The organism is Blautia liquoris (genome assembly GCF_015159595.1).
Classification (GTDB): Bacteria; Bacillota; Clostridia; order Lachnospirales; family Lachnospiraceae; genus Novisyntrophococcus; species Novisyntrophococcus liquoris.
On the sequence record NZ_CP063304.1, the window covers coordinates 2,312,749 to 2,338,685 of the forward strand.

Genomic DNA, 25,937 nt, shown 5'->3' on the forward strand with positions numbered 1-25,937 from the left:
TTCTCAAGAATGAGGCGCCTCTCACTTAAGATTTATGTTTGATTATAAATTTGCAGTATTTAAAAAACAAGAACCACTTATAATTACAGGTATTAAAATATTGTACGTACCGTAAAATAATAGTCTGTATCTAATCTTCTTTTTTGTAGATCCTTACACACTTACACACTTTTACCCGTGTGTAGATGAATCTAATTGCGGGGATGAAAAGAGTACATTATTTCCCTGTATGAATGAAATAATGTACTCTTTAAAAATTCTTATTTACTTTTTTCTTTTGTTTTTCTATACTGCGATGGTGTCTGCCCCGTCTCCTGCTTGAACCTACGCCGAAAACTGGAAGTATTGAGATAACCGACAGCTATACTGATCTCATTAATATTTGTGTTTGTCATACTGAGCATTTCTTTCGCCTTATTCATCCTGAGCTCCCAAAGATAATCGATAAAATTCACTTTGTAGTTCTTTTTGAACAGGTAGCTCATGTAGGCGATGCTGACGTTAAAATGATCAGCTAGACTCGAAATTGAAAAATCTGGGGACGTATAATTTTCCTGTAGAATCTTTTCTATCTGGTCAACTTGAATAGCAGCGTTCTCATATTCCGCTTCATAGGTATCAATCAGTGTATGAATAGATTCGGATATTCCACCCCGCTCTTCTGCATACGCAGTGCTGCGGCACAGATACAATGCGTTAAAATACAGCTCACTATAACTTGAGAATTTTATATTCAGACGGTTCATACTGTTTACAATGCCTGACAAAATGTCAATTAAAACACACCGGATGAAGAAATCAGGCATCAGGCTGCTGCTGTCCATAGACTTATCCAGCAAAGACAGCAACTCGTCTACAATAACTTTCGCCTGTTCAAACTGCAAAGATGCCAGACTGTGCCCCAATTGATCCAGCTGCTCGTAGGGATAAGCGAGATTACTCCTCTCTGATCTCCGATTAGAAATATCATCATAGGATATAACCGGATGACGAGTCCAATATTTACTGGCAATCATAGCATTTTCATACAAATGAGGAATCTCAAGGGGGGATAAAGTACTGTTACTGATGGATATTTTATATCCTGTTGCGTCATATAAGTCTGACATCAAAAGGTGTAATACTTCTCCTTTATCGTTCTCCGTCCCGGCATAATGAACTAAAAAAACCATGTACTCTTCCGCATTTTCCAATAATGTACCCGGCGTGTTCCCCGGAAGCGAATCGTCAATCAATTGTTTGATATCTCTGGCAGACATTGTCTTTTTTTCCGGCGTTGCAATTTTGACAATAAAAATTGTACTATCTTTATCTAAACTAAACAGGGCATCTATATCTACATTATTTTCAAGACTGATCTCACTATTACGGTTCACGATAGAATCAAGAATTGATTTCTGCATGGAAAGTCGATAGGAATCAACCTTTTCCTGAAGTTCCTGATTCTCAGACGACATACTAGTAAATGCAAGGTCTAACTGCTCCACATAGCCCTGATTCGCCCGATAGGATGGAATCAGTTTCTCAGTAAGTCGATGAAGCGGCCAGTACGTAAGCCTCATAGAGAAAAGTATCACAATTAGTCCTACCCCAAACAAGACTAGAAGTATTATATACGTATTCTGAAACGCCTTACCTACCATATCAACAATATCTTTATTCGACAAAACTGCTGCAATCGAATAGTTACTCGGGAGATTGCTTTCAATGTATAGGGTCTCATCCTCGGCATTCGCAGATTTATGTACATCTTTTGTCTTCTTAACACAAGAATTCAGCATTGTTGTGTTGGAACCCGCAATTATATCTTTTTTCTCATTAAGGATTCCCACTGACGTAATACCTGGCGAAATAACAGAATCCATAAGATTCTTTATTTCTCTCAAATCGAGGATATAAAACACCTGAAAACTTTGAAAACGGTTATTATAAGGAAGATAAACAAGCAGCCTGGATTCTTTTGTCTGTAATGATATTAACTGATTTTTCATTGTATTGGAATACTCGTCCAAGGGGAATTTAATATAGTTTTTCCCATCATATATTTCATAAACATCATTGATAAGCCGGATATGTCTGCCAGAGGATAATATCGTATGATTTTTTAAATCAATATAGCAAATCGAATCAATAATATTATTTCCTGTGCTGTAACTATCCAGCTTTTTAGCCGCCTGATAGTGATACCAGTCATCATTGATATATCGTGTCATGATAATATCCATGTCTTTAATCAGTAGAGAATTTACCTGATCCACAGAAATTAAGTCTCTGGACAGGTCTTCCTGCGCATCTTCGAGCCTTTTCTTAGCCTGTCCATTTAAATTTTTTGTATATATGTTTGATAATTGAAATCGTACTGCCAGAAAAAATCCAAAGAGCAGGAGACTTAGAAGAATGAAATACGAAAAAAAATATTTCAGTTTTGTGCTGCTGTTCCTGTAATCTTTTTGTCTCCACTTCTGTATTCGCATCCTATCCCCTGCCCCTGTAAATAATTTAATCCCCAGCATCTCCATTACCAGATGAAAATGTCCTGCTCAGTCAATTTCCATATAGCTTCAATAAAGTAATAATCCCCGTATATAATCGAGTACTCATGTTTCTCGTCATGGAATGCTCCCGTGCATTTCTCCAGAATATTATCGCAGTCATTATCCCAACTGCACCGTTTTTCGTCCAAAACCCGAAGCAGTTTTATCGCTGCCTGATGGTAGACATGTTTTTCATTCTGAGGAACATACTTTTCGATTTCGAGCATTCCACATGCTGCAATTGCCGATGCGGTGGAGTCCTCAAGTTTACACTCCTCAGGCTGTCTGAAATCCACTGGTATAAGAGCATCAGGTCCCATATTCGCAATAAAATAATTCGCCACGCGTTTTGCGGTATTTAGATAGGATTCATTCTTCGTATGTATATAGCTCAACACAAAACCATAAAGTGCCCATCCCTGTCCTCTCGTCCAGGAAGAACCTTCTGCATAACCCTGTCCGCCAAAGGTCTTGACAAAATCTCCTGTTACTGGGTCAAACGCAACGATATGATTTGCGGATCCATCCGGCCGTATAAAATACTTTTCCGCCATATTCGCGTGTGCAGTTGCTATATGGATAAAACGTGGGTCTTTTGTTTCGTCATAGGCCCAGTACAGCAGCGGAAGATTCATCATACAGTCTATAATTGCCCATCCGGCTTTACTCGCATCACCGCTATCATTCCAGGCACGGATAAAAGAACCGGCAGAATTGAAACGTCCGGCAAGATCATTGGCAGCCAAAAGTCCTCTGTTTTTTGATGCCGGATCTTTAGTAATTCGATAATCACAGACCGCTGTCGGCAGCCACCTGAAACCACTGTCATGATCCATTCCCTGTGCATTCATCAGATTACGGTCCAATTCCTTCTCGTTATATTGTGCGATATCGAAATACATCTTCTCACCGGTGGCATGGTACATCTGCCACATAATTCCACCCCAGAATCCATTCGTCCACCAACATATCTGATCTTTTGATTTGTCATCAAAAACACCCTCATCTGTTGTGTAAGGAATCTTATGCGCATTCCTTTTCGCTGTAATCTCAAGCTTTTTCTTAATTTTCTCCGATACTGACTCTGCCCACTGTAATTCGTCCATATGACTGCTCCTCCAATTTGATAGTTCTTTGTATAGGTTTATAGTTCTAATTTAAATAGTACAATGCTTATGGGTAAAAATCAACCAAAACAAATGAATTCTTACGCACTTTGTATTCTCCCATCTTTGTTTCGTTTCGGTGGAAATCAAATAATATATATTATTCCTGCTTGAAATAAGACAAAAACTAGCCTAAAATAGATTGTATGATACCAGGGTCAAAAGAGTAATCCGTGTATCATAGGGGTCAAATTACTTTTGACCTCAACCTCATTGTATACAATTATAATAAAAACTGGAGGTTTTTTTCTTGTACCAAAAAGAACAATTATCGGATAAATACACGAACATTATCCTTGAGGATATTAAGAATGGAATTTATTCAAATGCTGATATTCTGCCTGCGGAGAGTTCCATAGCAGAGCATTACGGTATCAGCAGAACAATGTTGAGAGACTGTTTGTCAACATTGGAAAGGGAGGGGTTTATCACCAGAAAGCATGGTCTGGGTACTTTTATAAACAAACCGGTCATGGATGTAAAGGTTCGTATGGATATTGAAACTGAATTTTTAGACATGGTGAAAAAGGCCGGATACAAACCAGGCGCAAAAAACATCTCTTCTGAAATGATTCAGTCAGATGAGATAAATAAAAAACTCAGACTGCGTGACAAACAAATTCTTAAAGTCGTCCGGACGATAACAGCTGATGGACATCCGGCTATTTATTGCGAAGACTATATACCCGAAGACATGATTGAGAACAGCGATTATGATCCAAAGACATTTGAAAAGACGATTTTTTATTTCATGGAAAAGTATTGTAATACGCGTGTAAATTTGGATCTTACGGAAGTTTCAGCAATAAAAGCAGATGAATTCATATCCGAAAAACTGGAGATCCAATACGGAAATGCAATTTTATATTTAGATGAGATTGGTTATAATCTGGTAGGACAGCCAGTACTTTACTCAAAAGAATATTATGCAAATGAATATTTTCATCATATGATTTTGAGGAAAAACATCTGAACACCATGTTCGTTTGGGCCAAGGGTTATGCGTTTCGTACCAACACGAAAGAACATAACCTCTGGCTTTGCTTAAAAATAATTAACTTATAGGGGAAAACGTATAATTCTCTTTCTGCCCATTTGTCATTACCGTATAGAGCACCGAATCGTCATCTCTTTCGTCTTTTTCATAGGTTGCAGCTTTACTTATCCGTCCTTTCAGATACTCATCAAGATTATCTGTCTCAATCTCTTCAATTCTGGAATCCGGACGTCCGTTGCACAGATCATAAACTTCGTGGATCAATTCATATTTCTTCATATAATATTACCCCCTTGAGTATAGTGCCGCTATCATTCCTGCCTTAACCGATTCTATTGTCTACGCGGCTATTAATTTGTTTACTTACATTATACCGCAATGTGTTCAACAAGTCACGATTATATGAGATATAGTTCAGAATGTTTTATGATCGAGCACATACTGTGCCACATCACGATTTGTATCAATCCACGCACCATTAGACAACATGTATCCAATTAAATCGCTCAGCATGTTGACGCGGCTTACACGGCCGACAAACTGAGGATGTAAGACAAAATTAATCATTCGGTTTTCTACAGCCAGAGAATCGAATTCATCCTTCCAGATTTCAAACATTTCGCCGGGGGATTTCAGTTCATAACGCTCCGGTGCTGAATCCGTATAAAAGTCGTAGGCAGTATCGTCAAAAATAGAATCCTTTGGCAGCTCCACGAGCGGAATTTCCTTCCCGTCAATCTTATGTATGAATGGTCCATCGCTGTCCCGCCAATTCGAACTGTAGATATATCCGTGTTCCAGAAGCAGTTTCAGACTATAATCATGAATAACGCCCCCGGGACCCCGATGGCCGACAATTTTCTGTCCTGTCAGATCATATATAATCTTTTCACAACGGCTCATCGTCGCATCTTCCTCTTCATAAGTTGTGTCGGGAAATTCTTCATGAAGGTACCCGTGAAAGCCGATCTCATGCCCTCTCCTGCCTATTTCGCGAACTACGTCAGGATATCTCTCTGCAATAACACCCGGTATGAAAAATGTAGCTCTAACACCGTGAGTATCCAGCATATCAAGGATTCTGGGCACTCCTTGTTTCGGTCCATATGCACCGCGAGAAAGATCCGTAATGTGACCTCGGCTTCCTTCTCCATGTGTCGTCCACATCGTCTCCGCATCCAGATCAAATGCCATCATAACAGCGATTCTTTTCTTATTTGGCCAAATCATGACACAAAACCTCCTTTCACATATCTCGCCACTTCCTCACATGTGGTAATCCATGCACCATGGCTTTTCATATACGCAATAAATCTCCCCAGCGCCGATATACGACTGGCTCTTCCGATCATCTGTGGATGGAGTTTTAAGATAAATATCTTATTGCCTTCCTCTGTAAGACCATCAAATTCGGCTTTCCAGTTTCCAAACACCTCTCGGTTTGTATACATAGAGCGAACAGCCGGGTCGCTGAAAGTAAAATAAAAATACGTAAAATCGTCCATAGTGATATCACAAGGCAGTTCCACAAGCGGCAGGCTTTTGCCCTCCTTTTCCCATAGATAGGCCCAATCACAGTCTTTCATGGAAGAACTGTATAGATATCCTCTTTCCAGGAGCAGTTCTGGTGTAAAAGCATGAATAACGCTCTGAGGCCCGCGATGTCCCACCGGGTGCTTTCCCGTGATGCTCATGAGTGCTGTTTCACTTTTTTCGAGTATCTCTGTCTCCTCCTCTTTGGTAATGTCTTTTTTTGACTCATGCATGTACCCATGGCATGCAATCTCATGCCCATGTTCACAGATAGATTCAACCTGACGGCCATAACGCTCCGCCACAATTCCCGGAACAAAGAAAGTTGATTTGACATTGTGTAGTTCCAGAATATCCAGACATCTTTTTAAACCTTCATGAGGGCCGTACTGTCCTCTGGAATAATCTGAGAATCCTATCGTTGTTCCCTTTGAGACTGCCCGGGATATTCGAAGAAACTCCGCATCAAAATCAAAAGTGATCATCACCGCAATCCGGCTGTTACCCGGCCACGTAATAAAGGGACCATTCGTTCTCCCGTCTATCTTATATGACATATAGATTCTCCTTTTCGAACTCATTTCATGACATTTTTCGAGATTTATTATAACATTTATAAACTTGAAGTCAACAACAGTACCGGGAAAGACAAATATCTATAAGATGATTTTCTCTGAAAATCGAGTTTTAAGCTATTTTTCTTTCAGATGTCACAATTTCTAAAGCAAAGCTTACTGGGGAGCAAATTTAATCTTGATATTATTGTATACTTATGCTATTATAATGCATAAATTTACAATACGTTCTACGCTTTCATCATTCTATGAGGATCGAGCCATCATACACGGAAGGCCTTTAAAACGAGAGGAGATATCTTATCATGAAAAAAATCGCATTATTATTATGCACCATACTGGCCGTTGGATCTTTTGCGGCATGTTCAGGAAACTCTGCAGACAACACGTCAAACGCAAAAACGAAACAGGAATCGGACACCGCAGGAAGTTCGGCAGATAAAAAGGCTGCTGAAGATGTTAAAGATAATCCGCTGAAGGGAAAAACAATCAAGGTCGGATGTTCGGCAACATTTGTCCCGTTTGAATCCATTGAAATGAAACCAGACGGAACGAAGGACTATGTTGGGATGAACATTGATCTCATCAATGCCATTGTTGAAAAAAACGGGGGAAAAGTGGAGTATACCGATATGCCATTTAAAAGTCTGATGGCTGCAATTCAGGCAAATCAAATTGATATGGCAAGCGGCGGAATGGCTCCCACCGAAGAGAGAGAAAAAACACTCGATTTCAGTGAAATCTTTTTCTATCCCAGAAATGCTATTATATACCGTGAGGATGACAACTATCCGGATCTGAATTCATTAAAGAACAAAAAAGTCGCTTACGTTTTCGGAACTAATTATCAACAAGTCGCTGAGAGTATTGACGGGGCCGAAACTGTTGGTATTCAGGGAAGCCCTGCCACCATAGAAGAAGTCAAAAGCAAACGTGCAGATGCATGTATTGTAGATGGTGCCGGTGCAACAGAATTTCTGAAGACAAATCAGGGACTTAAGATGAGTCTTCTTGACAAAACGGATGACTGCTTTGCCTTCGGATTCCCAAAGAATTCTCCGTATTATGAAACCATAAACGGCACTTTGAAGGAAATGATGAGTAATGGAGAGCTGGATAAAATTATCGCTGATCATCTAAGCGAGGAATTCATCCTGAAATAACACAGAAAAGAGGCTTCAAGCATATGAAATTGGATTTTTCCAGTGTATGGCAGTACTGGCCATTCCTTTACCATGGGGCACTGCTCACCTTGAAAATAACACTTATCTGCACTGTGCTCGGTTTTATACTAGGCACACTGCTTTCGCTTTTGAAATTAACAAAATGTAAACCACTCGTGTGGATTGCGAATTTTTATACTTCCATTTTTCGCGGAACGCCACTGTTGGTTCAGCTCTGTATTATCCACTTTGGTATTCCGCAGCTGATTGGAATAACATTTACAACGACACAATCTGGTATTTTAACATTCTCATTAAACTCAGCGGCATATGTGTCTGAGATTTTAAGAGGCGGTATCGTTGGTGTCGACAAAGGCCAGTATGAGGCATCCATGTCCCTTGGTGTCGGTTATAAAGACATGATGAAAGATATCATCTTCCCACAGGCAATTCGAAGCATCTTGCCCGGACTTGTGAATGAGGGGATATCACTCTTAAAAGAGTCTTCAATTCTTTCCTATATCGGTGCTGTAGAGCTGCTGCGCGCGGCTGACCAGATCACGGTTCTTACCTTCCGGTTCTTCGAACCCTATCTGGTAATTGCACTAATATATTATGTGATGGTAATGATATTGACGTTGTTTGCAAATCGTCTGGAAAGGTGGCTGAACAGAAGTGATCGAGTTTCATAAAGTATATAAGAATTTTGGAAAACTTGAAGTATTAAAGGGAATTGATTTGAATATAGAAAAGGGACAGGTTGTCACATTGATCGGACCTTCCGGTTCTGGAAAATCAACAATTCTTCGCTGTATGAATCTTCTCGAAAGGCCAACAAGCGGAACAGTCATCATTGATGGTCAGGATATCACCAAACCCAAAGTTGATATTCAGGACGTGAGAAAGAACATCGGAATGGTATTCCAGCATTTTAACCTTTTCCCACATAAAACTGTCATGGAGAATATGACTTATGCTCCAATTAAGGTAAACAAACTATCAAAGGCGGATGCAGAAACCAAAGCCCTTGAGCTTTTAAAACGCGTGGGGCTGGTAGAAAAAACAGATGTGTATCCGGGAAAACTCTCAGGCGGACAAAAACAACGGATCGCCATAGCACGCGCCCTTGCCATGGAGCCGCAGATTATGCTTTTTGATGAACCAACCAGTGCACTGGATCCCGAGATGGTAAAGGAAGTTCTTAAAGTCATTCAGGACTTATCCCATACAGGAATCACCATGGTCTTAGTTACCCATGAAATGGGATTCGCCAGAGAAGTTTCAGACAGAATCTGTTTCATCGATGATGGTCAGATATTGGAAGATGCATCCCCTGATGAATTCTTTCAACATCCGAAGACTGAGCGTGCTCAGGCTTTTTTGGAAAAAGTCTTATAATGGATATAATAGAAAAAGCTAAATCCTTGAATTCTCAGGTTTTAGCTTTTTCTTACTCTATATTTCTGTATTTCCTCTTTTTTTATTCTTCTTCCTGATACTCCAACACATATTGAACAAAATACTCAACCCCTAATTTGAGTACACTTTCATTGATATCAAAGTATGGACTGTGCTGTGGATATTGCCGGCTTTCTTTGGGCCACCCTCCTCCCAGTAACAGCAGGCACTTAGGGTTTTCGTATTTTGCAAAATCTTCGCCTCCCATCTGAAGCTCGTGTTCAATAAGATGATCTTTTCCGAATACTTTTTCACCGGATTTTCTTCCGGTATCGACACATTCATCGGAATTAATCATCGGCGGCGGACCCATATGGTAATCTACCTCTATACTCGTACGCGTAGATTTTGCAACACCTTGTGCTACTCTCTTCAACATTTGTGGATAGGCATTTCTCAGATCATCGTCAAAGGTTCTGGCCGTTCCCATAAGATGAGCGGTTCCCGGAATCACATTTGAAGTTGTTCCGGAATTGAATGACGTGATACTGATCACTGCCGGTTCCAGAGCACTGATTTCTCTGCTGACAAGTCTCTGAATTGCTTCAACAAGTTCACATCCGGCTGTGATCGGATCGATGGTCTGATAAGGCAGTGCACCATGACCGCCTTTCCCTTTGATATGGATATCAAATGTGTCGGCAGCAGACATAACCGGGCCGTACCGCAAAGATGCGTAACCTGCCTCTATCTTACTCCATATGTGCAGTGCAATTAGTCTGTCGCATTCCAGCACTTCAGCTTCATTTTTCATATAGGCAGCTCCGCTGTCTTCAATAAACTCCTCCGCCGGCTGGAAAATCAGTTTTACGGTTACGGTAAGTTCATCTTTGATTTTTGCGAGAATTTTGGCAGTTCCCAGTAATATTGTGATATGGGTATCATGCCCACATGCATGCATACAGCCTTTGTTCTTCGACTGGAACTTGACCCCTGACAGTTCTTGGACTGGAAGGGCATCTATATCCGCCCGGATTCCAATGGTCTTATCACTGGATTGCTTTCCTTTTATTGTCGCGATAACCCCTGTCTTTACAGCTTTTATATAGGGCACACCGATTTGATCCAGACACCTCATAATCTCTTTTTGCGTATTATATTCATCCCATGACACTTCCGGATACATATGAAAATGCCTTCTCATCGAAACCAGTTCGTCTTCTAATTCGAGCGTCATATCTTTTATATTCATGGTCACTTCACTCCTCTTTCAAAAGCCATCATACGAAGGTCAAAAGTAATTTGACCCCATATAATCAGAATGGTCCATAGTTAATCTTTGTCGCAATAATAAGTGAAATCACTGATACAATTGTCAGAATGCCAATCAGCGGCATGATAAATTTCCACCATTTCTTAAGTGGTACTCCCGCAATCGTCAAGAAGATCAGAAGCGTTCCACTTGTAAACCATACAGGATTCGTAAGTCCATCTCCGAACTGGAATGCAAGAACCATTGTCTGTCTTGTGATTCCAACGATGTCGGCAAGCGGTACCAGAATCGGCATTAATGCCATCGCCGTTGCCGATCCTGAAGTCACAAGTCCATTGAAGAATGTTATTGCTATCATGACTGCAATCGGGGTTACATATGGCGGAAGGCCCGTCAATGGTTTCGAGATTGCATTGATAATTGGATCAATCACACCAGAACTTGTCAAAATCCACTGAATTCCTCTTGCAAGTCCGATGACAAGTGCCGGTTTCAAGCCGTCTTTCGCACCTTCAATAAAGTAATCAATAATTGATGAAGCATTTAACTGATTCACAATTCCAGCCACAACTGCAGTAAACAAGAAACAAGCCGACAAATCGTTCATACTCCAGCCGAGTTTTGACACACCAATGATGGATACGACAAATGTAATCAGGAATACAATCAGAGAGAGTGTCTGCCTTTTTGAGAGTGGTACTTCCATCAATTTGTCATAATCAACATGGAACTTACTGTCATCAATATCGGCTGTCAAGGAATAGCTTTTGTCAGCCTTCACTTTTTTCGCATAACGCAATACGTAACAAATGATAATTGCATCAAAAATTATCAGCAATACAAAGCGGAATAGAAATCCTGAAAACATGGGAAGTTCCGCAATCTCATGGGAAATGCCGACTGTATAGACGCTGGTCGGCGACACGGCGAAACTGATCATATCAATCATAGCCGAACATGCAAGTCCCGTCATCAAATCGTACCCCAATGCTATACATAGCGAAAGTATAATTGGAATAAATGGAACAATCTGTTCGTTCCAACCAAGAAATCCGCCGAGTGCCCCGAATATAATCATGATAATCACAAGGATCATATTAGAACCAATTTTATCTGCCTTTGTAAGAATCTTTGCAACACCTTTATCTAAAGTTCCGGTCCTCTTATAGACTTCGATACATCCGGCTACAAACATAACCAGAAACATCATTTCTGCTGATGAAACTAATCCGTTCGGAATCGCCTGAAAAATAGCCCATGGCTTTAGGTAAATCTTCGGAACAGAATGGAAAGAATCCGGGACTACAATCGTCCTTCCGTCCACCACCTGGCGTTCAAATTCTCCCGGACTAATAAAAAACGAAAGAATATAGCAGAATATTATCATCCCAAATACAATGACAAATGCATCTATCCCACCACTCTTTTTCTTTTTTCGTCTGCTCAATTCCTGATCCATACTTCTCCCTCCAAATTTATATTTTGAACTCATGATACTACAGTTTTCTTTTTATTTCAATAAATACTCTGCAAATTACAGATTTATTCTTACAATTTTTCTTTGCTCCGTGAAAAACAATCTGGCAATGAATTTTCCAGTGAATTTCATGTTTTTGTCCATTGACTGCTACAAGTAAATTATATAGAATATGCTTATAATTCACATCATATTGAATTGAATTCTTGTGTAATATCATTCCAGTCATATCTCATAACTCCTGCAAATATAGTGAAAAAGAGGGACTGATTCAAAATCGAAACAGTCCCTCTTAATATTGGTATCGATCAGCTTAAAATATCAGATGATTCATGATACGAGCGAATCATTAATAATTCTCTGTCATACGCTCAAAGAAAGCCTTTGGATGAGCACATACCGGGCAGATTTCCGGTGCTTCTTCACCCTCATATATGTATCCACAGTTGCGGCATTTCCATCCCTTAGGAGCATCACCCTTGAATGTTTTGTCATCCAAATAGGATTTCAAAAGTTTATTATAGCGTTTTTCATGACGAGCTTCAACTTTTGCAACGCCTTCGAATTTTTCTGCTAACTCATCAAATCCTTCTTCACGGGCATCTTTAGCCATCTGAACATACATATCAGTCCATTCATAATTCTCACCGGCAGCGGCATCTTTTAAGTTCTCTTCAATGTCACCAATTCCATGGAATTCTTTGAACCACATCTTAGCATGTTCCTTTTCCTGATCTGCTGTCTCAAGAAAAATTGCGGCCATCTGCTCATATCCTGCTTTTTTTGCAGCGGAAGCATAGAATGTGTATTTGTTGCGTGCCTGAGACTCACCGGCAAAAGCATCCTGTAAATTCTTCTCGGTCTTTGTTCCTGCATATTTTGATTTTGATCCATCAGAATCATTCTTTTCTGCGTTATCTTCCTGTAATGAGAACTCTGATGCAGGTGCTTTACAGACTGGACATTGTTCCGGGGGCTGCGCTCCCTCATAAACATAACCACATACACCACAAACCCATTTTTTCATCTTAAAGTACTTCCTTTCATTTTTATTTACAAATACTGTTATTGCAATCTGAGACGGAATAAATAGTCGGACTATTAAGGAATCAAAAAGCAATATCAGTAATTGTTACTATGTTTATATGATACTACAATTTATTCATTTGTCAAGTCCCTTTTGCAGGAAGGACAGAGTCCATAGAAATTAACTGAATAATTGTCGATCTCCCCCTTGAAATCTTTTGAAGCAATATCCTTGATATAACTGATATCCTCCATCTCAAGATCCATAACCGCCTTACATCTCTTACAAATAAAATGATTATGCAAAGATGTATCTGCATCATAACGATCTACACCGTCACCTGCAGAAACCTTCTGTATATCACCTAAATCCGTTAACAGGGCGAGATTACGATAAACCGTACCCAGACTAATATTGGGATAGCTTTTCCGAAGTTCTGTATAGACGATATCAGCAGTCGGATGATCTTTTCGTCCAGCCAAAAAATTCTTGATCGATTCACGCTGCCTGCTGTACTTTAATGCCTGCATGATGTCATCCTTTCCAATTTAATATGAATTGTTACTATACAAAGTATAGCCCAATAAAAAAAGGATGTCAAATCATAAAATATCACTTATTTAATGCATTTAATGAATCTACTATAGTTTTTGACCAGTCTGCTCCGCCTTCTTTTTCAAATCTATCATATCCCTCTTCGACAGAAACTCCCTGTGTAATAACGTCTGCCACAATTGAGTTCTTAAGTGTTGTCAAATCGCCATTATACTGTCCCATCTCATCGGTCGATATAAATTTTGGTGCCAACTTAGAATTGGAATTAAACAATTGTTGTGACTCCTTTGCCTCAGAAGCAATCTGATTAGCACCTGGATCTTCTTCTTTATAATCACCGATCGACAACATAGGATCAATATTATTCTTGGTATATTGTGTTCCAGGTTTCTCCATACTTTCAAGCATATGAAACTCACCTTCCTGGTAAGTATTCCCACATACAGTTTCCGCTTTTGTCGACCAGTGAGTACCTTCTACTCCATAGGTCCATAAAGTCTGCATGTCACCGCCGTCAAGCATACTCTCCAAAAGATATTTATAAACACCTTCAGGATTCTTACACGCCGCCGTAATAGCAAATCCTCCACCAGAACGCTCCAAATATTTTCCTGCTTCCTTAATAGGCGGAATAGCAATGAGCTCAGAATCACGACCATTTGCTTCGAGATTAGTTTTTAGATTCGTAGCCCAAGTACCTGCCCAATACGTAAATACTCCAAATTTGTCCTCATAAAATTTATTTCTACAGTCGTTGGTTCCGTTAGTCAATGTTTCTTTGTCAATATATCCAGCATCGTAAGCATCTTTGAGTCTTTCAATTGCTCTCTTCATGGAATCCTCTGTAAAACCATCCACCCAGGTTCCATCTTCTTTCTGGTAGAAAGAAGGATATGCTCCTTGATAAAACTCAGGCAAATATGTAACATATGGAATTTCATCTCCTATAAATCCTGCTGTTGATAAAGCCATGGTGTCACCATTAATTCCATTTCCATCGGGATCCCCTTCTGAAAATGCTTTGAGCACATTGATAAATTCTTCATAATTTGTAGGAACGGAAAGATTACAATTGTCAAGCCACTTTTTCTTAATATATGTAACACAGCCTCCACCGCGTTGTGTGGAAAAATTATACAATTTTCCATCGCTCTGATAATTAAATTCAATTAATTCTTCATTATTGATTCGCCCCGAAGCCTTTAGTTCTGAATGTTCCCAGGCATCAGCCATATCCCATAGTGCTCCTTCAGCAGCATACCCTGCAGTATGTGTAGAATCCAAGATCACCGCATCTGGCCAGTTATCTGGTCCACTCGCAAATGTCTGTCCTAGAACATCATAATAAGCATCATGATCCGGTTGAATAATTTCCAGTTTTATCCCCGTAAGTTCTTCCCAGCGTTCAATAAATTTGTCTTGCCCATTTTCCTTTGTAAACACAACACCAGGAACCATAAGTTTTATTTTATCTGGTTTTTTGACATTACCTTCAGACTCGTCGTTTGCCTGACTATCCGATTTTATATCTGATTCCTTTGTACTTTGACCATTTCCACATCCTACAAAGAGCGAAACCGCCATCATTCCTGCCAGTGCAATACTCAGAATTTTCTTTTTCATAAACTTCTCCTTCATGTTGATAATATATAATCTATTTCCATCCATCCGGAAGATATTTTATCGTCCCGGCAATCATGTCATCCACAAGTTTCGATATCTCTTCTTTTTTGCAATGTTTTCCTTTCACTAGCGGATCGTTCATAAACGCATCGACAACCAGCTTTTTATCACAGGTGAGTGCTGCCGCAAGCGTTGTCTCATGGTTTTCCACATGCGGCATAATAAGCTTTCTGACATCTTCTGGCAGTGTTCCCGCTGCAATCGGACGTATCGCATCTCTTTCAAATACAGCATTCGTCTCTACAATCGCATCTGCCGGCAGATTTGTAATCTGCTTTGCTGTATTGGGAATATTGACATTGCTTACCGTCCGTTCAAGTCCGCAAAGCGATTTGATCAGAAGGATTCCTTCTTCCCCGGTCGGCTTTAACTCTACTTCTTCATCACCACATGCCAGCCTATGACTCTTCTCCAGGCGCTTCTTAAGATCTTCTTTTCTCCAGTCAACCGTTGTAAGCCCAAATTTCCAGTTTTTAACTGTCGCCGGATCTTTCAGATACTCATCTCCTGGCATAAACTCCGCAAGATGCCGGTCTCCCGCCGCTGCAATCATCCCATAGCGTTTGAAAAGATCGAACTTCACCCTGTGAGCACAGGTAAATGTGCTGTTTGCCCAGTTTTTATCTCCTTCACTATAACCTTCTTCAAAATTCTCATTGATATAGTCCTTATAGATTGGAAAGAGATCGTACCCTTTATAAGATGCATAGTCAAACCACGTAAAGTGGTTGATTCCAAGCACATTGATATGAATATCTCTCCGATCGATTTCTTCAATTCCCAGAGACTCCTGTGCAATTCCTTTCAGTACCTTCTGTGTTCCAAACACCTCATGGCAGCATCCAAACGCTTTAATCCCCGGAAAAACACGATATAATGTCTTCACACACAGACTCATGGGATTCGTATAATTGATGACCCAGGCATCTGGAGCATAAGCTTTGATCGCCTCAGCAAACTCGACAAACATGGGAATCGTACGAAGTGCACGTATGATTCCGCCCGGACCGGCTGTATCACCGACAGACTGGTACACCCCTAAACGTTCCGGCATATGTACATCCACTGCCATCTCATCAAATGTTCCGGGAAGAATGGAGATCACAACAAAATCCACACCAGTAAGAGCTCTTTGAATATCTGTAAACGTCTCATACTTCCACTTTCCGACCGCTTCCCCTCTGTCAGAGATATGATTGCCGATCGTTTCATTTGCCTTAGCTGCCTCTTCATCAATATCGTATAGTCGGATGGTACCGCTCATATTCGGTTCCAATGCAAGATCCGTCATGAATGTCCATGCCCATCCTCTGGAACCTCCGCCTATATATGCAATCTGTACATCTGATACTTTTCCATTCTTGTAAAACATCTCAAAGCCTCACTTTCTTACTTAATAGTTTGTTGCAAACGCTTGACACTATTAATTCCGGCATCATTAATATGGAAAGGGATGGATATTCTCGTATTCCAAATCCCAAGTTCCGTCTTTAGGAAATCCAGGGCAGTTTTCGTTGTCTGCATATCCTGCAGTCATCATAGCCAGTGCCCATAAAAGGCCTCCATTTCCCGGAAGATATAAAGGGAGATCCGGTCTTAATATTTGATAGTTATTTCCATTTGCCGCATAGTAATTCTTCTGTGTGTCCATAAGGAGAATATCAACGGCCGTTTCCGGTCTGTGCAGACGTACTGCCGTCATTGCAATCATTGCAAAATCCCATCCCCACATTGTGGGGTACTCCCAGCCTTCCAAAACTCGATCCAATGTCTTTCCCATAATTTCGGAATCTATTCGTTCTCCATCCAGTATGCCGTAAGCCGCCAGCATAGAAGGATGATCGCGATTAAATCTGGTGAAAGTGTCAGGACAGGATTCACATGCAAGATACACTCCGTCTTTTATACTGCTTTCCCTCATGTTCCGTGATACCCTTGTCCATAAATTCTGTACCTCGCTTTCTCCCAGCCTTTCGGCCCATCTTGCGGCGATTGCCAGACCAAATCTCCAATATTCGAGTTCAAAGGTTGGGTTCTTTGTTGTCGAAGCGTTGTGAACTTCCTGTGCGGGGATCAATGGCGGAAGCAGTTCATATTCACCGCTTTCTTCATTATAAACGGCAAAGTCGCACATAAAATCAGCCGTCTCCTTCACCACAGCCCAATACTTGCAAAGCAAAGATTCATCGTGTACACACTGATAGACCATCTCCAACATATAAAGAATATGCGGCTGCTGCCAGATCAATAAAGTGGCCACCGGAGATGGACTGTCCACAGCATCAGCATCTACCATTTTGGGCCATCGCGCTCCATGGTATCCATTGCAGGCAGCATTCTCCCGTGCCTGATCCAGATGCTCCTTATACCAGTTAAGACTATCCATGACTAATTCGCTGTCATTCCAAAAAGGAGCCCATGCACAGTGCCAGACGTACATTTCCAGATGAGGTTTTCCGTACCAGCTGTTACAGGTAAGCCCTGTCTCCTGTGGCGGAATAGTCCCACAGCTTTGAATCCTGAGCAAATACAAGGACAAGATTTCCCGTCTCTCCAGTTCCCGGGCTCTTGGATCCTTTGCGTTTTCAAAATCAATGATACCGGTTGTATTCCAAAAGCAGCGATATTCCTCCCTTGAATTGTCGAGCACCTCGTCGAAAGTGACCGGTGTGTTACTTTCCTCTATTTCCGGGCAAAATCCAACTGTGAAGATGCACTCCCGCTGATTTAAAGGCAGATCAATCCCATGCTCAGAGAGATTATCAGAAACTATCTTAGCACATACTGCAGATATATTCACAAAATATTCATCCTGATCAAGCGAACATCTGACTCTCATACAGGTATTGTCTTTCGAGATCAGCTCCGTCTTATGCCAGTCTTTGTGCTTCCAGTCCGCACCCGTGATATCGGAAGCCCCATAAGGAAAAAGTATTTTGACAGATAACCCTGGAATCTCTTTTTCACATCTCACACAAAAACCTAAGATGTCGGCCTCCTGTGAGCAAACAGTCTCAACGTGAACCTTTGAACCTCTTAGTACAAAATCAGACCTCAAAACGCCTTCATAAAGATCCAGTTCCTGTGTTGTATCGGTTATTTCCTCAAGATCAATCTCTTTCTCATCCAGGAAGAATGCAATTCGTGCAAGACTCATCTTATGTGGATTCTCTCTAAGCCAGTGGTAAATCTCTTCATTTCCTTTCTGACACTTAAAGGCATAGGATACCTTTCTTCCGTTTTTTAAATCGAAGGACATCTTCTCAACGTCGCTTGGTTTATAATATGTATCCCTTCCTGCTCCCGCCGGTCTGGTGTGCCACCCCCACTGCGCCATCGTGCAAAGCGGCAGATTTGCTTTTTTCTGCTTTCCATAGAAAGTCTGCAGACCAGTGATATCTGCAGAAAATGCAAAATTTCCATTGCCAACACTTAATATCGCATTTTTATCATATTGCGTATATATAGGATTGTTTCGCCTCACTACTTTTTTTCTGTCAATCAAATCTTATCTCCCCTTATAGCTTTAGTTTAAACATATTGTATTCTATCCAATATAAATTTTCAACACACCACGACATATTAGACAATAGTTTGAAACATTAATGTTTTTTTTACTATATTGACTATAACTTCTTAACGTGAAAAAACAGGAGTTTCCAATCTTCATACTCCTGTTTTTTCTATCTTCATTATTCTTCTGTATTGCAATGGCGTCATTCCGGTTTGTCTTTTAAACACCTGGTCAAAATAGGAAATTCGTGTAAATCCAAGTATTTTTGAAACCTTTTCAATTGAATAATCATGCTCTATGAGAATGTCTTTTGCATGTTCAATTCTCTGAAAATTTATAAATTCATTGACTGTAAAATTTGCTACCTCTTTAAAAATCCTGCTTAGATAACTTTTATCAATATAAAATATCTGTGCAACATCATCTAACCCGTTAACCTCGGTATAATGCAGCATGATGTAATTAATTATTTCGCGAACCCTAACATATCGATCCATCTTTCCATGTGAAGTTTTCTCAGGCAAAACTGCCCTGCCCATTCCTCTCAGAGCATGAATCAAAATCGATAATAATTCATTTTTTATAAATGCATTCACAGAGTCTTTTTTTTCTTGTGAGAGAATTTCTATTTTTTTTATACCATCCTCTAAAAAGATTTGCTCTGTATCATATAGTTCAAATACGCCATGATGCACTTTGAAAAATCTCAAAAAATCCACCCCATATAGTTTTCCGGCAGCTTTCAGCCAGTTCTCCTCAAACTCTGCCAGGAAACGGTCATGGCTTTTTCCGCCGATTACATTTGTGAATGGTATTTGTTTTTTATCAACGAATGTCAACGTTCCCTTTTTCATCAAATAGCATGTTTCATTTAAATAAAAATAGCGTTCGCCCTCAAATATATAATACATCTGATATTGATTCTTATAAAAACTTACAGCATCAGCCATATCGCAGTCTCTCGTGATATGGCTGATGCCCACCCCATTACAATCCAGTGCAGATATGATTTTCTTCACTTTATCTCTATACTTCCATTCCTTTCTTCAATCTCATAAAAGACCGGTCTTTCCATCAACGTCTCGTTTGGAACATGTAATGTTAAAAATGTTTTTCCATTCAAATCTTTAAAAATCATACCATGACCACCATCTCTGGTAAATAACAATTTGCTGTCATGCCTCCATGTCCCAGTAAGTTCTCCATTGTCCGAATAAGAAATTGCCTCCGCATACCCCTCTTCTCCAAAACTCGACCATATCATGATAAGTCTGCCGTTTTCAGTTCTATATAGAAATGGTCCATCTGTCACATAATGCAATCCGCTTTTATGACGATTTGAAATTGGCTTGACCCAGGGTGTAGCTTCTGATGCATGAAAAAGTAAAAAAGGTTCAGATACAGATTTTTTCAAGTCTTTGCTGAGCTCCATGGCGCAAATAGATCCATCTGAAATTTGTGTCCACTCGTGCACAAATACAATATAAGGAATATTATCGGCACTCAAGAAAAAGGTTCCATCTATACATTCCCAGTCAAGAGGCGTCACCTGACATTCACTATGTTCCTCAAATGGTCCCAACGGGCTGTCCGATCGCAGAATAGCGGTACCGCCATGTTTTTTACTGTCTTTGAATGTTGCAAACATATAAAAATAGCCTTGATACTCATGTACCTCAGGCGCCCAGCAATTTTTATCAGCCCAAAAGTCATCAGGTTTGTGAAATACTTCATAAGGGCCATCCCATTCTTTTAAATCGTTGCTTACATAGCAATCAAATCCCGTTGCAGCGCCCCAGCAAGTTGCGGCCCTTGTACCATAAAGATAGTATTTATCCTGAAATACCAGTACAAAAGGATCTCTGATATTAATATCTGTAATGTTCATCTGTCTCCCTCTTTTCCAAGAAAGCTTCGCACACAATTTGCCGCCTCAAACTTCTTCTTGCCTATTCCATATCCAATTTTATTATATGACATTTTCGGCATTGGACCAAAATTATCTGCAAAATATGTGAGGAGCGCTGCACCTGTCGGAGTACATAATTCGCCCCGTATTCCGTTACTATAGATCGGAATACCTTTTAAGAGCTCTGCCGTCGCAGGTGCCGGAACCGGCATAGTCCCATGCGCACAGCGTACCTGCCCACTGCCGACATTGACCGGAGAGCAGATGACAACATCAGGGTTTATCTCTGCTATAGCCAGGCAGACACCGATAACGTCCGCGATTGCATCCAAAGTCCCAACCTCATGAAAATGGATCTGGTCAACCGGCATACCATGCACGGCAGCTTCTGCATTCCTGAGCTTCTCATACACAGAAATCGCATCTGATATAACCTTCTGATCTATGGGCAAATGGCTGATAAAATCACTGACTTGATGAAATCCATGATGTGCATGGTTATGTTTCTTTTCATGTGAATGCTCATGATTGCTCTCACTCCTATGCCCATCAATATCCACAACATCAATATCGACACTTTCTTCCTCTTCGCCATGAATGTCAACGCACATTCTGGTGCCCACGATATTGCATGTTTTTCCCTTGATGGGTTTATAAGATACACCCGGGATAGAAAGATCCGAAAGTTTCTGTGTAAAGCTCTCTTGATCATCCATGAGTTCGTATAACGATGCCAGAAGCATATCTCCGGCAGCCCCCATATTCGTCTCTATATACAGTATCTTCTTCACTTCAGACCCTCCATCTGATTAATTCGGCTTGCAAGATATCCCGCACCGAATCCATTGTCGATATTCACTACGGAAACTCCTGAGGCACATGAATTCAACATGGATAATAATGCTGATACCCCTTCAAAGCTTGCTCCATACCCGACACTCGTAGGGACTCCAATTACCGGGCAGTCCACCAGACCGCCAACAACACTGGCAAGTGCTCCTTCCATACCTGCAACCGCTATTACGACTCTGGCCGACATCAAAGGTTCCAGATTCGAAAGCAGACGATGAATTCCGGCAACTCCTACATCATAGAGCCTTGTGACATGGTTTCCAAGTACTTCTGCAGTGACAGCTGCCTCTTCTGCGACATTCATATCGCTCGTTCCGCCAGTGGCAACTACAATATTTCCCAGAGAAGTTGTCTCCTTCGGATATGCTATCGCAAGATGAGCATTCCGTCTGTAGTCCAGATCTATCTCTTTTTCAAGATAATCAATTTTATCGTTGGAGATTCTGGTGATAAGTATATTTTGACTGCCTTTAGCATGCATCGACTTCACAATGCCTTGGATCTGCTGAGCTGTTTTCCCCTGTCCGAAGATCACCTCCGATGAACCCTGACGCACAGACCTGTGGTAATCAACTTTTGCATAACCTAAATCTTCAAAAGGAGCTATTTTCAAGTCAAGCAATGCATCTTCTGGTGTGATCTCACCATTTTTTACCTGCTCCAGCAACTGTAAAATATCATATTTATGATCCATTAAAGTCTCCCTTCACTTGTAGTCAGAGTCAGAATACCTTTTGACTCAACATCACATGTTTTAGTCTATCATATTAAAAACATCTTGTACACAATGAAGCATCTTCAAAAATCCGGTTTGTCTATTCTAATGAATAGTAACCGGATTTCATGCTAATTATTAATTTCTCGAATTACGTGATCATGCTTTCGCCGTATGAATATTCTTCCACTTTCCTGTACGATACTCCGCGTAGGAAATAATTCCATTTACAAGCCATCCGATCGGAACTGCCATCCAAATCATTGATATACCGATCTTTGGCGCAAAAATCATGGATAAAGTCACTCGGATAAACAGGTTCACCAGATTTCCAATCGTGAACATCTTCATATCACCGGCTCCCCGAAGAAGGCCTCCCACAGCCATCTTAAGCCCAAGCAGAACGAAAAGCCATCCCATGAACGCAAGATAACTTGTCCCTGTACTCAATGCAGTGGCTGTCTGATCGCTCCCCAGAAAAGCAGATATAATCTGGGTATTAAACAATTCAAGAATCACACAAATTACGGCTGCGAACATAAGTACCATCCAGTTTGCTGAACGATAGCCTTTTACAACACGTTCCTTTTTCTCTGCCCCAATATTCTGAGCAGTAAAAGACGAAATAGCAGCCCCGATACCATTCATGGGAACCACACAGATCGCCTCGATTCTCATTGCAGCAGAAAAACCGGCCAGAGCCTGAGAGCCAAAGCTGTTTACAACTGACTGCACCAGCATCATTCCGATGGAAACCGTAGACTGCTGAAGAATCGAAGGCAGTGCAACTCTTGTCATATCAAGCATTTCCGATTTGTCAAAAACCTTTGTCTGCCCGCTCTCGAATTTTTTCATCTCCCGGATAAATACTATAAATGACATTACAGCAGAAATCCCCTGAGCGATCAATGTCGCCCACGCAACGCCTGCAACTCCCATGTCAAAACTAGTCACAAGTACGTAATCCAGCCAGACATTAAAGACAGACGAAAAGATCAGAAAATAAAGAGGAATTCTCGATTTCCCCAGTGCATTGAACATCTGGGACAAGATATTATACATAAACAAAAACGGCAGACCCAGAAAATAAATATTTAAGTATAGAACCGCCATATCCAGAACATCTGCAGGTGTATTCAAAAGGATCATAATTTTCTTGCTAAACAGAAGTCCAAAGCTGCCGAGAAGAAGACTGATCACAAAAAATGACACCAGGGAGGTATTGACTGCCGTCTTCATCTGTGTATAATCTTTTGCGCCAAAATACTGACTCACAATTACAGACGCTCCGATTCCGCCTCCCATCGCAATGCAGATAAAAATATTCGTCAGGGAATTTGAAGCCCCGACAGCAGCCAGTGCACCCTCACTTACATATCTCCCGACAATGGCGGAATCAGCCATTGTGTAGCCCTGCTGAAAAAAATTTCCTATGATGATAGGTAGTGCAAAGATAAACAAAGCATTAAAAGGTTTCTTTTTTATCAGGTAATCATTTTCCATATCCTTGTCTCTCCAATATTTTAGAATCTCTTCTGAAACAATCCTCTATAAAATCACACGAACAATCTTCGGTTAATTCAACTTCCCTGGGGTATCTGGCCAAAGTATCGAGCATTTCCTGAAAAAGGCTGGAAACCAATTCTCTGTCCACGCGATAATGCATCTGATAACCTATTTTCACACCATATACAATCCGATATTTTTTCAGTATCCTCATATGCTGTGAGACCGCTGAATCCGAAATATGTAGTTTTCCGGATAAGGCATGTACACAATACTGATGCTCATATAAAAGTTGAAGCAATCGAAATCTTGTAGGTTCCGTAATAACATGAATCACTTCGATTGAATCCAAAACAAACTCCTTTCCAGTTCTTGTTTTGATTAAGTAATCACTTAATTAGATTAACAGAAATATAGAAATTTGTCAACAAGTCATGCACCCATAAGAGCAAGGGATATTGAAAGTTTCTCATCGTTCAAGGTTTTATCATTTTTTCTTATTAATACCCTTGATATTCATTCTTGAAATTGGCTATCGTATGCTTGACCCATTGTTCTTTTTTGCGTACAATGGTAAAAGGAGGTAACTGATATGGCAATTAGTAAGAATAGACGAACTGGTTTTTTAACCAAAAATATTGATATCGTCGGATTCGACGATTTAAATGGAAAACCCGGATTTCAGATGGCAATGCAGAAAGCCAATGGCCATTATTATCTATATGCCACTTCCTTTCGCTGGAATGGCATCAATATCTTAGATGTAACGGATCCTGCTCATCCGAAAAAGATCAAATGGATGGAGGGTTTCTGGGCAGATGATTCCATCCATGACGGACAATCTACCCCGAAGATGCAGCTCGCAGATGGAATTCTCGTACTTGCTCATGGCGGTACTATGGATGTTCTTCACGGAACACCAAAGGGTAATACGCTTCCATTCTGGGGCGGAATCTCTATCTGGGATGTCAAAACGGATCCTGAAAATCCGAAACTGCTTTCAAAATTCCATTGTGGAGGCGGACCTGGTGTTCACCGTTTCTTCTATAATGGCGGCAGATATATCTATGTCACAGGTTCCTGTGAGGGATATGCATTCTTCATCCTGCGGATCATAGACATCAAGGATCCCACGCATCCGGTAGAAGTCGGACGCTGGTGGGCAGATGAGCAATATCTGAACAACGCTCCGGGAGGAAAGCTTCCTCCATTCGGCTCTAAGGAGTTTTTAAATACCCCCCAGCTTCACGCATGCAGTTATCGTGATGACATTGTATACATGGCATACCAGAATGTCGGTCTGGTACTTGTGGATGTAAAAGACAGATCGAATCCTACTCTGATCGGAAAAGTCGGGCTTAACCCGCCATTCGGAGGCGGCTCCGGCGGTGCACGTGTCCACACCGTGCTTCCTCTGGGAGATCTTCCTTACGTTCTGGTCTCCACGGAAGCCGAGAGATGCTATTATTTCAATGGAAAAGAAGACGGCGGAATGTTCGGAAGGCTCACGACACAGCCGATGAATATGCTGGGAATTGTTGAAATTACTGATCCCAAAAACCCAAGTCTGATTTCTGTATTCCCATATCCGGAAGTTCCGGAAGGATACACACACGGAAAGAACTTCAACCTTGTCGATGGCCTGAGAGTTCCCTTCGGCCCTCACAACTCTTTCGATGCTTTCGGACCGGATGTATACCAGAAATACAACAACCGTATTTATACGGCCTATTTCCATGCCGGGCTGCGTGTATACGATACAACAGATGTATTCAACCCGAAGGAGATTGCATACTGCATCACTCCGGATCCCGAAAAACCAGCCTTCGACAATGAAGACGGAACTCTGATGCCGGGACCACTTGTAGGCATCGCAGAAGACGTACTTGTAGATGACAGAGGTTATATCTACTTCGATACAGCTAATGATGGTCTCTACATCGCAAAATGCACAGTTTAACTTTAAAACTATCATAGAATTCGTAGTATGTTAAATTGATTATTCAAAAAGAGCTGTCCTTCATTTTTGGAGAACAGCTCTTTTTCTGTAAACTTATCCC

At 40.8% G+C, this 25,937-nt stretch carries 22 protein-coding genes and 2 pseudogenes; 5 read left to right on the plus strand and 19 right to left on the minus strand.

Features of this window, described 5'->3' with window-relative positions; genetic code table 11:
- Nucleotides 1–260: 260 nt before the first annotated feature.
- The gene (locus INP51_RS10555) at nt 261–2,513 is read right to left on the minus strand and encodes a helix-turn-helix domain-containing protein (protein WP_193734816.1); all 2,253 of its coding nucleotides are present in this window, start codon (nt 2,511–2,513) and stop codon (nt 261–263) included.
- 5 nt (nt 2,514–2,518) lie between these two features.
- Nucleotides 2,519–3,640: a glycoside hydrolase family 88 protein gene (locus tag INP51_RS10560; protein ID WP_193734817.1), complete on the minus strand. Its 1,122-nt coding sequence runs from the start codon at nt 3,638–3,640 to the stop codon at nt 2,519–2,521.
- A 310-nt stretch (nt 3,641–3,950) separates the two neighbouring features.
- On the opposite strand from INP51_RS10560, the gene INP51_RS10565 reads away from it, so the two are divergent.
- Nucleotides 3,951–4,673, plus strand: coding sequence for a GntR family transcriptional regulator (locus INP51_RS10565; RefSeq protein WP_193734818.1), 723 nt, complete (start codon nt 3,951–3,953; stop codon nt 4,671–4,673).
- An 81-nt stretch (nt 4,674–4,754) separates the two neighbouring features.
- On the opposite strand, the gene INP51_RS10570 is transcribed toward INP51_RS10565, so the two are convergent.
- From INP51_RS10570 to INP51_RS10580, 3 genes are all read right to left on the minus strand, one after another.
- Nucleotides 4,755–4,976, minus strand: a complete 222-nt coding sequence (locus INP51_RS10570) for an acyl-ACP--UDP-N- acetylglucosamine O-acyltransferase (protein WP_193734819.1) — start codon at nt 4,974–4,976, stop codon at nt 4,755–4,757.
- 135 nt (nt 4,977–5,111) lie between these two features.
- Nucleotides 5,112–5,927, minus strand: coding sequence for a polysaccharide deacetylase family protein (locus INP51_RS10575; RefSeq protein WP_193734820.1), 816 nt, complete (start codon nt 5,925–5,927; stop codon nt 5,112–5,114).
- Nucleotides 5,924–6,787 carry a polysaccharide deacetylase family protein gene (locus tag INP51_RS10580; protein ID WP_193734821.1) on the minus strand — a complete coding sequence of 288 codons (864 nt, stop codon included), beginning with the start codon at nt 6,785–6,787 and terminating at the stop codon, nt 5,924–5,926. Before INP51_RS10580 ends, INP51_RS10575 begins: the two co-directional genes overlap by 4 nt.
- Nucleotides 6,788–7,110: 323 nt before the next feature.
- Here INP51_RS10580 and INP51_RS10585 point away from each other — a divergent pair, with 323 nt between their 5' ends.
- The 3 genes from INP51_RS10585 to INP51_RS10595 are packed head-to-tail and all read left to right on the plus strand — an operon-like array spanning nt 7,111 to nt 9,366.
- Entirely contained in the window at nt 7,111–7,968 is an 858-nt protein-coding gene (locus INP51_RS10585; protein ID WP_193734822.1) for a transporter substrate-binding domain-containing protein, read from the plus strand.
- 23 nt (nt 7,969–7,991) lie between these two features.
- Nucleotides 7,992–8,660, plus strand: coding sequence for an amino acid ABC transporter permease (locus tag INP51_RS10590; protein WP_193734823.1), 669 nt, complete (start codon nt 7,992–7,994; stop codon nt 8,658–8,660).
- Nucleotides 8,644–9,366, plus strand: coding sequence for an amino acid ABC transporter ATP-binding protein (locus INP51_RS10595; RefSeq protein ID WP_193734824.1), 723 nt, complete (start codon nt 8,644–8,646; stop codon nt 9,364–9,366). Before INP51_RS10590 ends, INP51_RS10595 begins: the two co-directional genes overlap by 17 nt.
- Before the next feature lie 82 nt (nt 9,367–9,448).
- On the opposite strand, the gene INP51_RS10600 is transcribed toward INP51_RS10595, so the two are convergent.
- The 14 genes and pseudogenes from INP51_RS10600 to INP51_RS10660 all read right to left on the minus strand — a co-directional run bounded on the left by INP51_RS10600 (nt 9,449) and on the right by INP51_RS10660 (nt 24,229).
- Entirely contained in the window at nt 9,449–10,618 is a 1,170-nt protein-coding gene (locus INP51_RS10600) for a M20 metallopeptidase family protein (RefSeq protein ID WP_193734825.1), read from the minus strand.
- 64 nt (nt 10,619–10,682) lie between these two features.
- Nucleotides 10,683–12,098: a YfcC family protein gene (locus tag INP51_RS10605; RefSeq protein ID WP_193734826.1), complete on the minus strand. Its 1,416-nt coding sequence runs from the start codon at nt 12,096–12,098 to the stop codon at nt 10,683–10,685.
- A gap of 367 nt (nt 12,099–12,465) precedes the next feature.
- Nucleotides 12,466–12,999: pseudogene (rbr, locus tag INP51_RS10610) on the minus strand (rubrerythrin); the annotation flags it as partial.
- 60 nt (nt 13,000–13,059) lie between these two features.
- A pseudogene (locus tag INP51_RS16515) lies at nt 13,060–13,143 on the minus strand (rubredoxin-like domain-containing protein); the annotation flags it as partial.
- A gap of 131 nt (nt 13,144–13,274) precedes the next feature.
- On the minus strand, nt 13,275–13,673 hold the full coding sequence (locus INP51_RS10615) for a Fur family transcriptional regulator (RefSeq protein WP_193734828.1): 399 nt from the start codon (nt 13,671–13,673) through the stop codon (nt 13,275–13,277).
- Between the two features lie 82 nt (nt 13,674–13,755).
- Nucleotides 13,756–15,321, minus strand: coding sequence for an extracellular solute-binding protein (locus tag INP51_RS10620; RefSeq protein ID WP_193734829.1), 1,566 nt, complete (start codon nt 15,319–15,321; stop codon nt 13,756–13,758).
- 31 nt (nt 15,322–15,352) lie between these two features.
- Complete coding sequence (locus INP51_RS10625) at nt 15,353–16,753, minus strand: alpha-glucosidase/alpha-galactosidase (protein ID WP_193734830.1); 1,401 nt, start codon at nt 16,751–16,753, stop codon at nt 15,353–15,355.
- Nucleotides 16,754–16,819: 66 nt separating this feature from the next.
- On the minus strand, nt 16,820–18,886 hold the full coding sequence (locus INP51_RS10630) for a glycoside hydrolase family 65 protein (protein WP_193734831.1): 2,067 nt from the start codon (nt 18,884–18,886) through the stop codon (nt 16,820–16,822).
- A 161-nt stretch (nt 18,887–19,047) separates the two neighbouring features.
- Complete coding sequence (locus INP51_RS10635) at nt 19,048–19,749, minus strand: helix-turn-helix domain-containing protein (RefSeq protein WP_230406769.1); 702 nt, start codon at nt 19,747–19,749, stop codon at nt 19,048–19,050.
- Nucleotides 19,750–19,910: 161 nt separating this feature from the next.
- Nucleotides 19,911–20,783: a glycoside hydrolase family 43 protein gene (locus tag INP51_RS10640; protein ID WP_193734832.1), complete on the minus strand. Its 873-nt coding sequence runs from the start codon at nt 20,781–20,783 to the stop codon at nt 19,911–19,913.
- On the minus strand, nt 20,780–21,595 hold the full coding sequence (larC, locus tag INP51_RS10645; protein WP_207736876.1) for a nickel pincer cofactor biosynthesis protein LarC: 816 nt from the start codon (nt 21,593–21,595) through the stop codon (nt 20,780–20,782). Before larC ends, INP51_RS10640 begins: the two co-directional genes overlap by 4 nt.
- Nucleotides 21,592–22,350, minus strand: a complete 759-nt coding sequence (gene larB, locus INP51_RS10650; protein ID WP_193734833.1) for a nickel pincer cofactor biosynthesis protein LarB — start codon at nt 22,348–22,350, stop codon at nt 21,592–21,594. Before larB ends, larC begins: the two co-directional genes overlap by 4 nt.
- 180 nt (nt 22,351–22,530) lie before the next feature.
- Entirely contained in the window at nt 22,531–23,874 is a 1,344-nt protein-coding gene (locus INP51_RS10655; protein ID WP_193734834.1) for an MATE family efflux transporter, read from the minus strand.
- The gene (locus INP51_RS10660) at nt 23,864–24,229 is read right to left on the minus strand and encodes an ArsR/SmtB family transcription factor (RefSeq protein WP_193734835.1); all 366 of its coding nucleotides are present in this window, start codon (nt 24,227–24,229) and stop codon (nt 23,864–23,866) included. Before INP51_RS10660 ends, INP51_RS10655 begins: the two co-directional genes overlap by 11 nt.
- A gap of 240 nt (nt 24,230–24,469) precedes the next feature.
- Between INP51_RS10660 and INP51_RS10665 the strand changes: the two genes are divergently transcribed.
- A complete protein-coding gene (locus INP51_RS10665) occupies nt 24,470–25,837 on the plus strand; it encodes an LVIVD repeat-containing protein (protein WP_193734836.1) in 1,368 nt (455 codons plus the stop codon).
- Nucleotides 25,838–25,937: the final 100 nt, after the last annotated feature.

Coding starts and splice junctions, on each gene's coding strand:
- INP51_RS10640 (WP_193734832.1), bottom strand. CDS start 20,783: ATGAACATTACAGATATTAATATCAGAGATCCTTTTGTACTGGTATTT.
- larB (WP_193734833.1), bottom strand. CDS start 22,350: ATGGATCATAAATATGATATTTTACAGTTGCTGGAGCAGGTAAAAAAT.
- INP51_RS10600 (WP_193734825.1), bottom strand. CDS start 10,618: ATGAATATAAAAGATATGACGCTCGAATTAGAAGACGAACTGGTTTCG.
- INP51_RS10585 (WP_193734822.1), top strand. CDS start 7,111: ATGAAAAAAATCGCATTATTATTATGCACCATACTGGCCGTTGGATCT.
- INP51_RS10555 (WP_193734816.1), bottom strand. CDS start 2,513: ATGCTGGGGATTAAATTATTTACAGGGGCAGGGGATAGGATGCGAATA.
- INP51_RS10635 (WP_230406769.1), bottom strand. CDS start 19,749: ATGAAAAAGGGAACGTTGACATTCGTTGATAAAAAACAAATACCATTC.
- INP51_RS10615 (WP_193734828.1), bottom strand. CDS start 13,673: ATGCAGGCATTAAAGTACAGCAGGCAGCGTGAATCGATCAAGAATTTT.
- INP51_RS10665 (WP_193734836.1), top strand. CDS start 24,470: ATGGCAATTAGTAAGAATAGACGAACTGGTTTTTTAACCAAAAATATT.
- INP51_RS10570 (WP_193734819.1), bottom strand. CDS start 4,976: ATGAAGAAATATGAATTGATCCACGAAGTTTATGATCTGTGCAACGGA.
- INP51_RS10590 (WP_193734823.1), top strand. CDS start 7,992: ATGAAATTGGATTTTTCCAGTGTATGGCAGTACTGGCCATTCCTTTAC.
- INP51_RS10580 (WP_193734821.1), bottom strand. CDS start 6,787: ATGTCATATAAGATAGACGGGAGAACGAATGGTCCCTTTATTACGTGG.
- INP51_RS10655 (WP_193734834.1), bottom strand. CDS start 23,874: ATGGAAAATGATTACCTGATAAAAAAGAAACCTTTTAATGCTTTGTTT.
- INP51_RS10605 (WP_193734826.1), bottom strand. CDS start 12,098: ATGGATCAGGAATTGAGCAGACGAAAAAAGAAAAAGAGTGGTGGGATA.
- INP51_RS10560 (WP_193734817.1), bottom strand. CDS start 3,640: ATGGACGAATTACAGTGGGCAGAGTCAGTATCGGAGAAAATTAAGAAA.
- INP51_RS10620 (WP_193734829.1), bottom strand. CDS start 15,321: ATGAAAAAGAAAATTCTGAGTATTGCACTGGCAGGAATGATGGCGGTT.
- INP51_RS10625 (WP_193734830.1), bottom strand. CDS start 16,753: ATGTTTTACAAGAATGGAAAAGTATCAGATGTACAGATTGCATATATA.
- INP51_RS10575 (WP_193734820.1), bottom strand. CDS start 5,927: ATGATTTGGCCAAATAAGAAAAGAATCGCTGTTATGATGGCATTTGAT.